This is a genomic window from Xenorhabdus yunnanensis, assembly GCF_028598805.1.
GTDB lineage: Bacteria > Pseudomonadota > Gammaproteobacteria > Enterobacterales > Enterobacteriaceae > Xenorhabdus > Xenorhabdus yunnanensis.
In genome coordinates this window covers 21,985-37,610 of sequence record NZ_JAQRFI010000025.1, presented here as the reverse complement: position 1 = coordinate 37,610, position 15,626 = coordinate 21,985, and the positions used below count along the sequence as shown (strand labels likewise).

Below are 15,626 nucleotides of genomic sequence, written 5' to 3'. Positions count from 1 at the left end.
TTTGTCGATGGAATATATTATTTAGTATTAGTGTAATGTTTACTGATTATTTTTTCTTTGCATATATTAGGATGCCAGTAATGAATTAGATATAATTATTTTTATATTGGCCTTGCATTTTGATTAAGTATAAGAAATAAAGATGGGATTATTTTTAAGAGGAATTAATTTTTTGATAATAATATTGGGTATGCCCTGTTTTTATCAACCCACTAAATGTGGGTTGATAGCAGAATTATTTTGTTTCTAAAAAGCGATGAATTGCCCTGAGTACAGCTTCAGGTTTTTCTGCGTGAACCCAATGACCACAACCTGCTACAACCCAAGCTGTTGCTTGTGGGAATTGGCTGATAATATCTTCTCTATATTCTTCAATAATATAATCTGAATTTCCCCCACGAATAAACAGGGCAGGTTTATTCCATGCAGGAATAGTTTCCCAACCGATAATTTTTTCGTATTCACTTTGCAAAACGGGCAGGTTGAATTTCCATTCCCCTTGGCGGAACGATTTCAGTAAAAATTGAATAACACCTTCTTCCCGAATATCTTGGTGCATAATATCTGTTGCAGCTTGTCGGGTTTGTACACCGGCTGCTGTAACTTTATTCAGTGCTGCAAAAATGCTGTCATGGCGGCGAACTGGGTAAGCAACGGGAGCCATGTCAATCACCACGATTTTTTCGATGCGTTCTGGTGCAACGGCTGTCATGGTCATGGCGATTTTGCCTCCCATTGAATGCCCGATAATATTGGCGTTGGATATATTTAGCTCATTGAGGAGCATCAGGACATCCTGCGCCATATTGCTGTAATCCATGTTTTCCATACGTGGTGAAATACCATGGTTACGTACATCAATTTGAATCACCGGATAATGTTGTTGTAAATCACGCCCCAATACTCCCAAATTGTTTAAATCTCCAAAAAGCCCATGAATCAAGACAATAGGAGTTGAAGATTGTGGATTTTCCGGAGTGTGGAAATGATAATTTAATTGACTATTTGACTTCATGATTTGCCTGAATTTAATACCATTTATATAATGTTTAATATTGATATGTTTAATATCATGACATGTGAACAGTGACAAACTCAATGGGATGAAAATGGGATAAAATAGTTGTAACTGATTGATTTATTTTAGAGGGAAGTCGCTTTTCTAATGATTCTCAATTTAAAAAAATCACTTTAAGTTGTTGAAAGTTTAATTGTTTTGTTTTTTGGTATTATATCTTATAATCCCAAGATAATTTTTCATTAAGAACAGTACTGGATAGAAATGAAAACGATAGAAGTTGATGAAGACCTTTACCGCTTTATTGCAAGCCAAACTCTGCATATCGGTGAAAGTGCATCTGATATTTTACGGCGCATATTGAAATTGGACGCCGGGCAGCCAGTACAAATTACAGAGTCTGCCAACGATCCTGCACCTGTTGTTAAAGTTCCGGTTGCTCGTTCCCGTGATGCTGTCCGCGTTATTCGTGAATTATTGCTTTCTGATGAGTACGCTGAAAAGAAAAAAGCTGTTGAGCGCTTTATGCTGATCCTGTCTACACTATATAGCCTGAACAGCGAGAGTTTTTCTAAAACAACAGAAGCGATGCACGGTCGTACCCGTACCTATTTCGCGGGTGATGAACACACTTTATTAGCCAGCGGCAAGCAAACTAAGCCTCGTCATATCCCCGGTACGCCTTTTTGGGTGATCACCAATACTAATACTGACCGTAAACGCAGCATGATTGAACATGTTATGCAAGATATGAAGTTTCCGGCAAATTTGGTTGAGAAAGTGTGTGGCACGATTTAATTTAATGAACTTCTTAAGTTAGCGAAATTCAGCTAGTTACCCTACTAATCTAATCGTTTGACTTATTTATACTGTACTGGCTTATCGCCAGTGCAGTCTCCCAGGAGAAATACTAAAGTGGCAATTCATCCAAGAGCAGGGCAGCTCGCCCAGCAGCATGATTTAATTAATGTTGCCCAACTCACTTCACAGTATTACACCTTACAACCACATCCTGAAAATCCAGCGCATAAAGTCAAATTTGGCACTTCTGGTCATCGTGGTAGTTCTGGACGCAATAGTTTCAACGAATTGCATATTTTGGCTATTTCTCAGGCTATTGTCGAAGTTCGTTCGCAACACGGGATTACCGGGCCATGCTATGTGGGTAAAGACACCCATGCGCTTTCAGAAGCGGCATTTATCTCTGTATTGGAGGTATTAACGGCAAATGGCGTGGATGTGATTGTGCAGGAAAAGAATGGATTCACCCCGACTCCTGCCATTTCTCATGCCATCTTATGCCACAACTGTCAGGGAAAAAGTCTGGCAGATGGGATCGTGATCACGCCATCCCACAATCCGCCAGAAGATGGCGGCATTAAATATAATCCCCCCAACGGCGGGCCTGCCGATACTGATCTGACTGCAATTATTGAACAACGCGCCAATGAATTACTGGCGAACGATCTTAACGGGATCAAGCGCCAGCCTTATGAACTGGCATTAAAAAGTGAATGTCTACATCCGCAAGATTTGATTGATCCTTATGTTACTGCACTGGGTAAAGTTGTGGATATGGCAGCGATCCAGCAAGCCGGTTTGAAAATTGGTATCGATCCGTTGGGCGGTTCCGGGATTGCTTACTGGCAGCGGATTGGGGAATATTACAATCTCGATCTGACACTGGTTAATGATAAGATCGATCAGACATTCCGTTTTATGACACTGGATCATGACGGTGTGATCCGCATGGATTGTTCGTCTCGTTGGGCAATGGCGGGGTTGTTGGAGCTGCGTGGTAAATTTGATTTGGCCTTTGCCAATGATCCTGATTATGACCGTCATGGGATTATTACACCAATAGGTTTGATGAATCCTAACCATTATTTGGCAACGGCTGTGGATTACCTATTCCGTCACCGTCCTCAATGGCCTGAAAATATCGCCGTGGGTAAAACACTGGTTTCCAGCGCTATGATTGACCGTGTTGTAGCTGATCTGGGACGTGAATTAGTGGAAGTTCCGGTCGGTTTTAAATGGTTTGTGGATGGATTGTATAAAGGTGAGTTGGGCTTTGGTGGAGAAGAAAGTGCTGGTGCATCTTTCCTGCGTTTTGATGGCACTCCGTGGTCAACCGATAAAGATGGCATCATCCTTTGCTTGTTGGCTGCTGAAATGACTGCAATTACCGGTGAGAACCCACAGCAACGTTACGACAAACTGGCAGCCAGATTTGGCACGCCAAGCTATAGTCGTATTCAGGCTCCGGCTACTCATCAGCAAAAAGCATTGTTGTCCAAACTGTCACCAGAAATGGTCAAGGCCGATGTATTGGCAGGCGATCCGATTACCGCTCGCCTGACAACCGCATCGGGTAATGGCGCTTCCATTGGTGGCTTGAAAGTGATGAGTGACAATGGCTGGTTTGCCGCCCGCCCTTCTGGCACGGAAGAGGCCTATAAAATCTATTGCGAAAGTTTCCTCGGTGCAGAGCATCGGGAAAAAATTGAGCAAGAAGCACAGGAAATCGTTAATCAGGTATTTTCTGCTGGTTAATTGAGTCCTTTGTTTCTGATTAGGAAAATAAAAGTCGTAGCAATTGCTGCGACTTTTTTGTTTTTATGGTTCTGATAATGATTCTAGTGATGAAGCCTGTTGCCGTGCTACAACTTGAAATCTATAGGGTATACATCAAAAAATAATTCCTCCTTTATTCTCCTCCCCATTTTTATTAGTAAAAGGATGAGGTAAGAATGCTTATTCCCCTATTTAATCACTGTTTTTATTTTTATTAAAAGTTAAAGGATTACTGTTATCTTTCATTAAAAGGGTTTGACTATGAAATCTGACTTTTGGAGAAAGATTTACCTTATTTTAGGCTGCGGGTTATTGATTTCATTACTTACACATTGCGTTCCAAATAAAACTGACTTGTTGAAAAATCAGGAGAAAGTGATGGTACATAGCTTGGATCAGGTATCAGATAGTCAACACATCTATCTCCACCGTACAGGAATTGCTGATTTTGAACCCGTAATTTCTCAAGCTTCCGCGCACTGGGTTGATAGACAGACGTTATTGTGGTCAGACAATAAAACGTGGTCAGACAATAAAACATGGTCAGGTGGTGAAGGTAAATTTATTGTTCGTCTATATTACAACCAAAATAATAAGGTAGAGGCCAATGACCAAGGCTATTTTACTGATAGCTATTTGACACTCACACCGACGATTTTAAGTCAGGAAACAGCAAAAAAGTTCCCTCATCTGGCAAAGTGGCCGGCTTTCCGTTTGCCTGAAAATGTGGATATTGATCGACTGCTGACCGGAGATTTGGTGATTTTGTCGGCCAATAAGCAAGGTTTGTTCCTATCGGCAACCCAAGTACAGACGGCTGGTGTGCTGGATGATCGTTTCTCTGATGCGGCTGATAAATTGGAATATGGGGCGCGGATAGGTAATAAGGGCGTGATTTTCAGGTTGTGGGCACCCACGGCACAAAAGGTTAGTCTGGTTATTTATAATCAAAATAAACAGGTTATCGCCAATCACACAATGAAACGTGACGCAGCGAGTGGTTCTTGGTCATGGCAAGGCGGTAAGGAATTGATTGGCGCTTATTACCGCTATGATTTGCAGGTTTACCACCCGCAATTTCGTAATGTGGAACGCTATGAGGTTACTGATCCCTATTCTTATAGCCTGTCTACTAATTCGGAATATAGTCAGGTCGTTAATCTGGATGATGAATCCCTGAAGCCCCAAAACTGGGATCACCTGTCAGCCCCGCACTCACAAAATACACCGACGGATATTGCACGTATGACTATCTATGAAACGCATATCCGTGATCTTTCCGTTGCAGACAGTACGATACCAGAAGTTTGGCGGGGTAAGTATCTGGCGCTGACTGACAATAACAGCGATATGTTCAAGCATCTTGAGGCGTTGAGTCAGGCGGGAATGACTCATATGGAGTTGCTGCCTGTATTTGATATTGCTTCTGTTAACGAATTTAGCCAGCAGGTGGCTGATCTTGAACACCCTTTTAGTCGCCTGTGTCAAATCAATCCGATGGTGAAGAATAGTCGTTTTGCCGATTATTGCCATAGTTCATTGACCGTGCTGGAGGTTTTGCAACACTTGCAACGTGATGACAATATCAATAATCCGCAGGTGCAAGAACTAAATACAATAGTGGCAAAAACGGATTCCTATAACTGGGGTTACGATCCATTTCACTATTCAGTGCCAGAAGGCTCTTATGCCACTAATCCGGAAGGTTCCGGTCGTATAAAAGAGTTTCGTGCCATGGTACAGGCTATCAAGCAGCAATTGGGCATGAATGTGATCATGGATGTTGCCTATAACCATACTGATGCGGCAGGCCCGATATCTAGGACATCGGTATTGGATAAGATCGTGCCTTGGTATTACCATCGTCTGGATGAAATAACAGGCAAGGTTGAAAATAATACCTGTTGTTCTGACACTGCGCCGGAACGTCGCATGTTTGCCAAATTGATCGAAGATTCACTAGTGACGTGGGTTAAAGATTATAAGATAGATGCGTTTCGGTTCGATTTAATGGGTTATCACCCTAAAGCACAAATTCTGTCGGCACTGGAAAAAGTACGGGCCATTAACCCATCGATCTACTTTTTCGGAGAGGGATGGAATTCCGGGCAGGATGATCGATTCGAAACCGCTTCTCAGCTCAATCTTAAGGGAACAGGCATTGGTACGTTCTCTGACAGGCTACGGGATGCGGTACGTGGCGGTGGGCCATTTGATATAGCCGATAGTATTCGTAGTAATCAGGGAGTAGGCAATGGTGCTGAAATATTGCCTAATGAAATTTCCAGGTTAGATGCGGATAACGTTCGTCATTTGTGGGATTTGGTACGTATTGGCATGGCTGGCAATTTGGCTGATTTTGTCATGATCGATAAAGATGGGGCAGTGAAAACAGGCAGAGAAATTGATTACAAGGGGGCTGCTGCGGGTTATGCGTCAGATCCGGTTGAGGTGCTGAATTATGTATCCAAGCACGATAATCAAACATTGTGGGACATTATCAGCTATAAAGCTGCCCATGAAGCGAGCCTGATGATGAGGGTTCGTATGCAGGCAATCTCTCTTGCTACGGTATTTCTTGGACAAAGCTTGGCTTTCGATCAACAGGGTTCAGAATTATTGCGTTCAAAATCCTTTACCCGCGATTCCTATGACGCTGGTGATTGGTTTAATCGTGTTAGCTATGGCTATAAAGACAATAATTATGATGTAGGGCTACCCGAATACAGAAATGATGGCAAGAATTACCCATTGATCCATCGGGTGAAGAATCAGGTTAAAAAACCAGGCCAAAATGAATTATTACAGATGATGGCATTTTATCAGGAGCTATTGCGGTTACGTCAATTTTCACCATTGATGACTCTTGGTGATGGTGCTGCTATCAGGCAACGTGTCGATTTTGTCAATATTGGCCCTCACCAGCAAATGGGTTTACTGATAATGACGATTGATGATGGCAATATGACCCAGAGTGATCGTGATTGGCGGTTTGATGGCTTGGTCGTCGCTATTAATGCCGCACCTTGGTCTGTGACTGTCAAAGATCTTAATATCAACGGGTTGAAATTAAATGATATTCAACGTGAATTGGGTAAGGCATCTTTGGCAGCGGGGGTGAGAATAATAGAAAATGGCGAGGTAATAATGCCTGCATGGTCGGCAGCCATATTGGTTCTGCCACAAGAAGGGATTCGTGGAACAGGTTTGCCTGTTCGCAGGAAATAACGCAATCAGGCAAATTGTTTGATCATCCTGAGCTTGAATATTTTATTCACTCGTCAGGCATAAACCGATAACCGATTCCTGTTTCTGTCAGTAAATGCTTAGGACGAGCGGGATCGGTTTCTAGTTTTTGTCGCAGATGTCCCATATAAATCCTCAGATAATGGTTATGTTCGACGTAATTTGGCCCCCAGACATAGTTGAGCAAATAGCGTTGAGTCAGTACCTTGCCACGGTTAGCGAGCAATTCAGTCAATAGGCGGTACTCTATTGGTGTTAAATGAACTGGCGTTAAATGAAGCTCATTGTGACCTTTCAAAACCCGACGATTGACCAAATCTACTTGGATATCTGAAAAATGTATCACGGGATCAGATTGATTGGCTTTGGATGAGCGGCGTAGTGCAACACGAACTCTGGCGATCAGTTCGTTGATGCCAAAAGGTTTGCTGAGATAATCGTCAGCACCGTAATCCAATGCCGTGACTTTATCTTGTTCGCTGTCACGGGCTGAAAGTACGATGATTGGGATATCGCTCCACTGGCGAATATCTTGGATTAAATCAATTCCGTTACCATCGGGTAATCCCAGATCAAGGATCAATAAATCAGGTTTGCGGGTTGCGGCTTCAATTAAACCTCGTTTTAATGTATCACATTCAAAAATCTGCCAATTTTCACCTTCTAATGCCAGCCGAACAAAACGTCGGATCTCTTTTTCATCTTCAATAATTAAGATTTTACTGTTTTTGATCGTACTGATATTAGCTGTATTCACGTTAGTGGTACTCACATATCCTCGAGAGCATTTTCAATTTTTGGTGGATTTTCCAACGGTAGAAGAAAATGAAAACTAGCTCCACCTTTTTTATTGTTAGCCGCCCATATCTTTCCACCGTGGATTTCAATAATGGATCGGCAGATCGCCAATCCTAGCCCGACACCGGGTATGGCGGATTCTTTGCTGGCGCGGGAGAATTTATCAAAAATAAGTTTTTCTTGCCCTGATGGTATTCCTGTTCCCGTATCCCAGACTTCAATATGCACCTGTTTTTGATCGGTTTTTTTCTCGATGGTGGCTTGTATGCCCAAGGAAGTCTGTTCATTGGTGTATTTAATGGCGTTTTCCAGCAGATTGAGAAAAACACGTTCCAATAAGGCGGCATCACAATGTAGTAATAAATCGTTGGGCAAGGAAAGCTCTACTGTGTAGCGATTGAGGGTATATTCCAGAGAACGCAAGGCACTGCCGACAATTTCTTCTAGTGAAGACCATTCAAGATTGAGCTGAATGCCACCTGATTGGAGCCGTGCCATATCAAGCAGGTTATTGACCAGCCGTGAAGTACTGAGGATTTGCTGGCGAATTTGGTTAACTTTTTGTATATGTGGCGAATTTTCTGCGGATAAATCCAACATCAGTATTTCTGACTGCCCGAATAGTACGGTCAACGGAGTGCGTAAATCGTGGGATAGAGCTGCCAACAATGAATTACGCAATTGCTCCCGCTCGGTTTCCAGTTTGGCGGATTCTGCTCTGCGGGCAAGGTGTAACCGCTCTAGTGCGTTGGCGATAAGACCTGTGAAAGTTTGTAATAACCGTTGTTGTTCCGGTATCAATAATTGGCGCGGGTTAGGAGATTCAATGGCAAGAACGGCAAAGACCTGCGAGGGTGTGGCGATCGGCAATAATTGGTAAGGTACTCCCGGTAATGTGTCAGTGCCTGCCCCAGCAGGTTGTTTTTTATCAAAACACCATTTGGCAATCGCTTCGTCAATTTGCATTTGACCACCATTGCTGGATTTCACTTGATATAAATGATGGTCACTATCTGGCAGCAGTAACCCCGTTTTTGCCTGAAAACTATTGGATAGAAAGTGATAGCTGATACGGGCTACGTCTTCTTCGTTCAGGGCCTTGCTCAATTTGCGAGTTATTTCATATAGGTGTCGTGTGCGCTGTTCGCGATAACGGGCTACTCTGGCTTGATAGCGTATGCCTGCGGTGAGGTTTCCGACAACAGCCCCGACAATCAGCATTACAGTCAGTGTAAGCAAATATTGCATATCTTTGACTGCCAATGACCAGTGTGGCTGGACAAAGAAAATGTCGAAACTAATGACATTGATGAAAGCAGCAAAGACGGATGGCCAACGACCATAAAACAGGGCGATGATGACAACGCCAAGCATGTAGAGTGTCACTAAGTTGGCTTTATCAAGAGTTAGTAAAAAAGCCCGGGAAAAAAGAGTAATGAGGGCACAGAGTACTATTGCCATCAAAAAGCCCTGAGTCGGGACTCGCCATTTGTCATAGAATGTTCGGTTATCTTTTGGCTCTTTGTCCCCGCGTTTTTTATCTTCTAACGCAACAATAATCAGATCTAAATCAGGGCCGAGTTTTCCCAGTCGTTCTGAAAAATCACTGCGCCATTTAAAGCCAAAGAAATTTGAATGGGAGTTGTAATAGCGGCCGATAAGGATTTTCCCTAAATTATGTTCTCTGGCATAGTGCAGGATTGCGTTTTCTTCATAAGAGTCAGAGAGTGTTGCGGTTTCAGCCCCCAAATCTTGGGCCAGTTTCAAGGCTTGCAAAATAGTACGTCGTTTGCTTTCTGGCAATTGGTGTAGTTTGGGAGTTTCAACATAAACAGCATGCCAGATGCAATTGAGCTTTGCTGCCAAGCGAGCGGCTTTCCGAATCAGTTTTTCATTGCCTGCATTATAGCCAATACACAGCAACAAATTTTCTCGCGTATGCCATACGGGTTCTTTTCCCCGGGTATCACGAAAAGCGCGCATTTGCTCATCTACGCGATCTGCCGTGCAACGTAGTGCCAATTCACGCAGGGCAATCAGATTTCCTTTGCGAAAAAAATGTTCAATGACACGCTCGGCCTGACTTGAAATATAAACCTTGCCATCATTGAGCCGCTGACGCAGATCATCAGGAGGCAAATCAACCAGAACGACATCATCGGCCTGATCAAATATATGGTCGGGAATGGTTTCCCGAACACGAATACCGGTAATACCACCGACAACATCATTCAAACTTTCCAAATGCTGCACATTGATGGTAGTCAGTACATCAATGCCGGCTTCCAGTAATTCTTCTACATCTTGCCAACGTTTCGGATGGCGGCAACCTTCAGGGTTACTGAATGCCAGTTCGTCCATCAGAATAATAGCCGGATGGCGGGCAAGGGCAGCATCAATATCAAATGCCGCTGTCCTGCGTTGATGATAGCGGAAATATTTTGTTGGTAATTGGGGCAAGCCTTTCAGTAGGGCTGCGGTTTCTTGTCGATCATGGGTTTCAACAACGCCGACAATGACATCTAACCCTTGTGCCAGCAACCGCTGAGCTTCTTGCAGCATGGCGTAAGTTTTACCGACACCCGCACAAGCCCCGAAAAATATTTTTAGTTTGCCACGTGGTTTTTTGTTTGCCAGTATCAGTAAGTCATCAGGGTCGGGGCGTTTTGGCTCGTTTTGCACCATATCTTATTTGCCTTGTGGGTTTAGGTTATCCAACGCCAGATTCAGCTCCAGTACATTGACTATAGGCCTTCCCATATATTCCAGCAGGGGATGTTGAATATGCTGCTTGATGAGTTTATGAATGACTCCGAGTGGCATGTTACGGGCTATCGCTACACGTGGTGCCTGAAATTCAGCGGCTTCTGGGGATATATGGGGATCGAGTCCGCTACCGGATGCCATGATTAAATCAACGGGGATCGAATATTTTTGCGGATGATTGAATAAACTTACCCGGATAATGTTTTGGTCTATTTTGTTTTTCAGTTCAGGATTGGTCACAGCGAGATTACTGCCCCCTGATGACAGGGTGTTGTACGGTTTCTCGGCTGTCATGGAGGGCCGGCCATGAAAATAGATGGGTTTAGTAAAATTTTGACCAATTAATTCAGAGCCCACGAATTTGCCATTCTGCTCTATTAGCGATCCTTTGGCTTGATGAGGAAATAAAAATTCTGATATTCCCGTCACCAGTAATGGATAGGCGATGCCAGTGATTAAGCTAAGAAATGTCAGCAGAACAATGGAAGAACGTAACCAGATCATTTTTCATCACCTTATTTGAAGGCCTGATTATTTAAATGCAGATTAATTAAAGATCGTCAGTTAAAAAATTAAGGTTGTGAGCAATATATCAATGAGCTTAATACCGATAAAAGGTACAAGCAAACCGCCAAGGCCGTATATCCATAGGTTTCGGCGCAAGAGTGACAATGCGTTCATTGGGCGGTAACTGACGCCTTTTAGCGCTAATGGCAGCAGAAAGATTATGATTATCGCATTGAAGATAACAGCAGACAGTACCGCAGATTCCGGAGAATGAAGGTGCATGATGTTCAACGCATTAAGTTGTGGATATGTAACTGAAAAAGCGGCGGGAATGATGGCGAAATATTTAGCAATATCATTGGCAATGCTGAATGTTGTCAAAGCACCGCGGGTCATTAACATCTGTTTGCCAATATGTACAACTTCAATCAACTTGGTAGGGTTGGAATCCAAGTCAACCATATTGCCTGCTTCTTTTGCTGCCTGTGTACCTGAATTCATAGCAACGGCAACATCTGCTTGTGCCAGCGCTGGTGCATCGTTTGTACCATCGCCAGTCATGGCAACCAGACGCCCTTCGGACTGGTATTGGCGGATCAGGGCGAGTTTCGCTTCGGGAGTGGCTTCTGCCAGAAAATCATCAACCCCAGCTTCGGCTGCAATGGCTGCAGCAGTCAGGTGATTGTCACCTGTAATCATGACGGTCTTGATTCCCATTTTACGCATTTCAGTGAAGCGTTCTTTAATCCCGCCTTTCACAATATCTTTTAAGGCGACAACTCCCAAGACCCGCTGATTTTCAGCAACAACCAATGGGGTTCCTCCTTTATATGCGACTTGCTGTACCAAATGATCAATCACATCAGGGAAATGGCTGTGGTTGGCTTCAATATAGCGACGAATGGCATCGACAGCGCCTTTGCGGATCATGCGATTATCAATATTGACTCCGCTCATGCGTGTCATGGCAGAGAAAGGAATGAATGTGGCTTTTAATTCTCGCAGATCTCGTTCACGCATATTGAAACGTTGTTTTGCCAAGATGACGATGCTGCGCCCTTCCGGTGTTTCATCTGCAAACGAAGAGAGTTGAGCAGCATCAGCTAACTGTCGCTCTGTTACGCCCGGCGCAGGTAAAAATTGAGATGCCTGACGGTTTCCGAGTGTAATCGTGCCAGTTTTATCGAGTAGCAGAACATCCACATCTCCAGCCGCTTCAATAGCACGCCCACTGGTGGCGATGACATTGGCTCCCAACATACGGCTCATACCGGCAACACCAATGGCTGACAGTAATCCGCCAATGGTAGTGGGGATCAGGCAAACCAGTAAGGCAATCAATACAGTGAGTGTAATGGGCGCACCAGAGTGATTGGCTTGGACGCTGAACAAGGAAAAAGGCAGTAGGCTTACACAGACCAGCAAGAAAATAATGGTTAGTGCAGTAAGCAAAATAGTGAGGGCTATTTCATTTGGTGTTTTACGTCGCTTAGCTCCTTCAACCATTGAAATCATTCTGTCTAAAAAGGTTTCGCCCGGATTGACTGTACATTCGATGATTAGCCAATCTGATAAAACTCGCGTACCTCCAGTGACAGAGGAAAAATCGCCCCCTGATTCGCGGATAACCGGCGCAGATTCCCCTGTAATGGCGCTTTCATCAACGGAAGCCCCTCCTTCAAGGATTTCACCATCACAAGGAATAGTTTCTCCCGCCTCCACCAGCACGATGTCCCCTTTACGCAAAGTGTCAGAAGTGACTTTTTCTTTTACGGCTTCACGGCTGGATGATGCCAGTTTGATCGCCCAACTGGTTTTTTTTATGCTTTTCAGGCTGGATGCTTGGGCTTTGCTACGTCCTTCCGCTAGTGCTTCTGCAAAGTTGGCAAACAGTACGGTAATCCATAACCAGAGAGCAATGGCTCCGGTAAATAGCATGTTGCCCGTTAATTGTCCCATTAATATGCCAATCCATAATGCGGTAGTCAGGCAACTTCCCACATAAACAACGAACATGACCGGATTGCGCCATTGTCGAGCCGGATGGCATTTTTTTAACGAGTCGATAAGTGCCTGGCGAATCAAAGTGGGTTCAAATAATACTTGTGGTTTATTTTTCATATTTTACCTCACACTCTTTTTATCTCATACTTTCACGGTCAAAGTTGTAGGTGTTCTGCGATAGGGCCAAGAGCCAGAGCAGGGATAAATGTGAGAGCACCAATCAGTAAAATGACCAGAATTAATAATCCAATAAAGAGGGAACCGTGGGTCGGTAAAGTGCCACTGCTAATAGGCTGGCGTTTTTTGTTAACCATGGAACCAGCGATGGCCAGAACAGGCAGAATGATGCCAAAACGTCCAAGAAACATGGTTATCCCCAACAGCAGGTTATAAAAGACGCTGTTGGCATTTAGTCCGGCAAAGGCACTGCCGTTGTTATTGGCTGCGGATGAAAAAGCATAAAGTACTTCAGTGAAGCCGTGAGCGCCGGGATTTTCAATAGCGCTGCGACCTGCATCGATTGAAATAGCCAGAGAGGTTCCTAATAAAACAAGCGAAGGGGTAACTAAAATCGCCAGTGCGACCATTTTCATGTCATGGATATCAATTTTTTTACCTAAGTATTCTGGTGCCCGGCCAATCATCAAACCTGCAATAAATACGGCAAGCAGGACGAACAGTAATATGCCATAAAGACCAGAGCCTGCCCCACCGAATATGACTTCACCAATCTGCATCAACCAGAGCGGTATCATGCCGCCCAGTGGAGTAAAGGAATCATGCATTGCATTTACGGCACCACAGGAAGCGGCTGTCGTCACAACGCCAAAGAGGGAAGAGGCGAGAATACCAAAGCGGGATTCCTTTCCTTCCATATTAAAAAAGTGGTTACTGATATTGGACTGTATGAGATGAGGGTTATCTGTGGTTTCGGCATACATCACTATACTGGCGGCAATAATGAAAACAATGCTCATTGCCCAGAGCAAAGCATATCCCTGGCGATTGTCTCCGACAACCAGACCGAATGCGAAACATAATGAACAGGGGATCAAGAAAATAGCCAGAACTTGGACAAAGTTACTGAGTGAAGTTGGATTTTCAAATGGGTGGGCTGAGTTTGCTCCAAAAAATCCTCCTCCATTGGTGCCCAGAAGTTTTATGGCCTCTTGAGAAGCAACTGGTCCCATAGGAATTAATTGTTGTTGTCCTTCAAGCGAGTGGGTGAGTACATAGGAAGAAAAATTTTGGATAACGCCTTGACTGACAAAGAACAAAGCAAGGATGATCGCAAGCGGAAGTAAAAGATATAAAGTAATACGTGTGATGTCAATCCACGCATTTCCCACGGTTTTCGTGTTTTGACGAGAAAACGCCCGCATCAGGGCAAAAGCCACAGAAATGCCAGTTGCCGCAGACAGAAAATTCTGAACAGTCAATCCGGCCATTTGGCTCAGGTAACTGAGGGTATTCTCTCCGCTATAAGCCTGCCAATTAGTATTAGTAATAAAACTGATTGCAGTATTCAGTGCCAGATCCCATTTCATACCAGCAAAATGTTGTGGATTCAATGGTAAGTGACCTTGGCCGATCAGCAGGGTAAACAGTAGCAATAGCCCCGCTATATTAAATATGAAGATCGTAAGTGCATATTGCCACCAGTTCATTTCTTTGACATCGTGACCGGGTTTTTGCAGGCCACAACAACGCCATAGAATGATTTCTGTTTTTGTCAGCCAGCGAGGCAATTCTCCTTCGATGAGCCTGGCGATCAGATTGCCAAGAGGCTTGCTCAATAGAACCAGTATGAGCAAGAAGCTGGCAATCAGTAAAAAAGCTGATGCTGCCATTTAGAAATCCTCCGCATTCATCAACGCATAAATTAGATAGCCCAGTAATAGCGTCACCAGAAAAATGCCAAGGATTAGGTATATATTCATGGTTTATCTCCTTGCTTATTTCTTTAAGAAATAGCCGGTTACAGCATAGGAATGACCATACAAATAAGTTGTTAAAAGAGTTCCTGAAAGCGTAAAAAAAGTATAAATAACCTGAGGAATTCATCGACAAAGTATTATTAAGGCAAGTGTAGCAAACAATTTATGGTTAATTGTTTGTTTTGAAATTGTTTGTTTTGTTTCTTTTTAAGTATGGTTTTGTAATTAAATTACGCAACTAGAAAAAAAAGGTGATTTATACCACTAAAAAAGTGGTCGGATGAGTAGTAAATTTTCACTTTATCAGATAAAATTTTATGCATCTTACAGGATATGCCCATGAGGAGGATATCAATGTCTATATATCGTGAATACTCTTTGCACCAGATTCTCTTGCGGCGTATTGGCGCTGTATCATTGGGCGTCATTGCGCTTCCTGTCATGCTGTTTCGTCGAGATCGGGCCCGTTTTTATAGCTATCTGCATAAAGTATGGATAAAAACCAGTGATAAGCCAGTGTGGCTGGAATGTTTAGAAATAGCTTCAGGTACTCGAAATCGCTAGAACAGCATTATGACGGAGCTTAATGACCTTTCCCGTCTCTCAGGTTTCCATTCTTGGTTTTTTCTGCCTGAGCGAGTATTTTGAATACAGCACTTTGAATACAGCACCTTGAATACAGCACTTTGAATATCGTTTTTGACACCTTGCCGGTTTATGCTGGTGAGGTGTTTTGTTTTGTATGTAATTAAGGCGTACATTTATAACCCAAG

General features: G+C 43.5%; 11 protein-coding genes. 4 read left to right on the top strand and 7 right to left on the bottom strand.

The window, feature by feature from the left end:
* Positions 1–235: 235 nt before the first annotated feature.
* On the bottom strand, positions 236–1,015 hold the full coding sequence (gene ybfF, locus PSI23_RS11940) for an esterase (RefSeq protein ID WP_273555303.1): 780 nt from the start codon (positions 1,013–1,015) through the stop codon (positions 236–238).
* Between the two features lie 267 nt (positions 1,016–1,282).
* On the opposite strand from ybfF, the gene seqA reads away from it, so the two are divergent.
* The 3 genes from seqA (at position 1,283) to pulA (ending at position 6,823) form a co-directional block, all read left to right on the top strand.
* Positions 1,283–1,816: a replication initiation negative regulator SeqA gene (gene seqA, locus PSI23_RS11935; RefSeq protein ID WP_273555302.1), complete on the top strand. Its 534-nt coding sequence runs from the start codon at positions 1,283–1,285 to the stop codon at positions 1,814–1,816.
* Positions 1,817–1,933: 117 nt separating this feature from the next.
* Positions 1,934–3,574, top strand: a complete 1,641-nt coding sequence (gene pgm / locus PSI23_RS11930) for a phosphoglucomutase (alpha-D-glucose-1,6-bisphosphate-dependent) (RefSeq protein ID WP_273555301.1) — start codon at positions 1,934–1,936, stop codon at positions 3,572–3,574.
* Positions 3,575–3,973: 399 nt separating this feature from the next.
* The gene (pulA, locus tag PSI23_RS11925; protein WP_273555300.1) at positions 3,974–6,823 is read left to right on the top strand and encodes a pullulanase-type alpha-1,6-glucosidase; all 2,850 of its coding nucleotides are present in this window, start codon (positions 3,974–3,976) and stop codon (positions 6,821–6,823) included.
* A 46-nt stretch (positions 6,824–6,869) separates the two neighbouring features.
* Here the strand turns inward: pulA and kdpE are convergent, their stop codons facing one another.
* The 6 genes from kdpE to kdpF are packed head-to-tail and all read right to left on the bottom strand — an operon-like array spanning position 6,870 to position 14,856.
* Positions 6,870–7,583 (bottom strand): two-component system response regulator KdpE, encoded by a 714-nt coding sequence (gene kdpE, locus PSI23_RS11920; RefSeq protein ID WP_273555317.1) that lies wholly within the window; start codon positions 7,581–7,583, stop codon positions 6,870–6,872.
* A gap of 26 nt (positions 7,584–7,609) precedes the next feature.
* Positions 7,610–10,324, bottom strand: a complete 2,715-nt coding sequence (gene kdpD, locus PSI23_RS11915; RefSeq protein WP_273555299.1) for a two-component system sensor histidine kinase KdpD — start codon at positions 10,322–10,324, stop codon at positions 7,610–7,612.
* 3 nt (positions 10,325–10,327) lie between these two features.
* On the bottom strand, positions 10,328–10,909 hold the full coding sequence (gene kdpC, locus PSI23_RS11910; protein ID WP_273555298.1) for a potassium-transporting ATPase subunit KdpC: 582 nt from the start codon (positions 10,907–10,909) through the stop codon (positions 10,328–10,330).
* 60 nt (positions 10,910–10,969) lie between these two features.
* Positions 10,970–13,033 carry a potassium-transporting ATPase subunit KdpB gene (gene kdpB, locus PSI23_RS11905; RefSeq protein ID WP_273555297.1) on the bottom strand — a complete coding sequence of 688 codons (2,064 nt, stop codon included), beginning with the start codon at positions 13,031–13,033 and terminating at the stop codon, positions 10,970–10,972.
* Between the two features lie 38 nt (positions 13,034–13,071).
* Complete coding sequence (gene kdpA / locus PSI23_RS11900; RefSeq protein WP_273555296.1) at positions 13,072–14,766, bottom strand: potassium-transporting ATPase subunit KdpA; 1,695 nt, start codon at positions 14,764–14,766, stop codon at positions 13,072–13,074.
* A complete protein-coding gene (gene kdpF / locus PSI23_RS11895; protein WP_092518039.1) occupies positions 14,767–14,856 on the bottom strand; it encodes a K(+)-transporting ATPase subunit F in 90 nt (29 codons plus the stop codon).
* 351 nt (positions 14,857–15,207) lie between these two features.
* On the opposite strand from kdpF, the gene PSI23_RS11890 reads away from it, so the two are divergent.
* Positions 15,208–15,417 (top strand): YbfA family protein, encoded by a 210-nt coding sequence (locus tag PSI23_RS11890; protein ID WP_092518031.1) that lies wholly within the window; start codon positions 15,208–15,210, stop codon positions 15,415–15,417.
* Positions 15,418–15,626 lie beyond the last annotated feature (209 nt).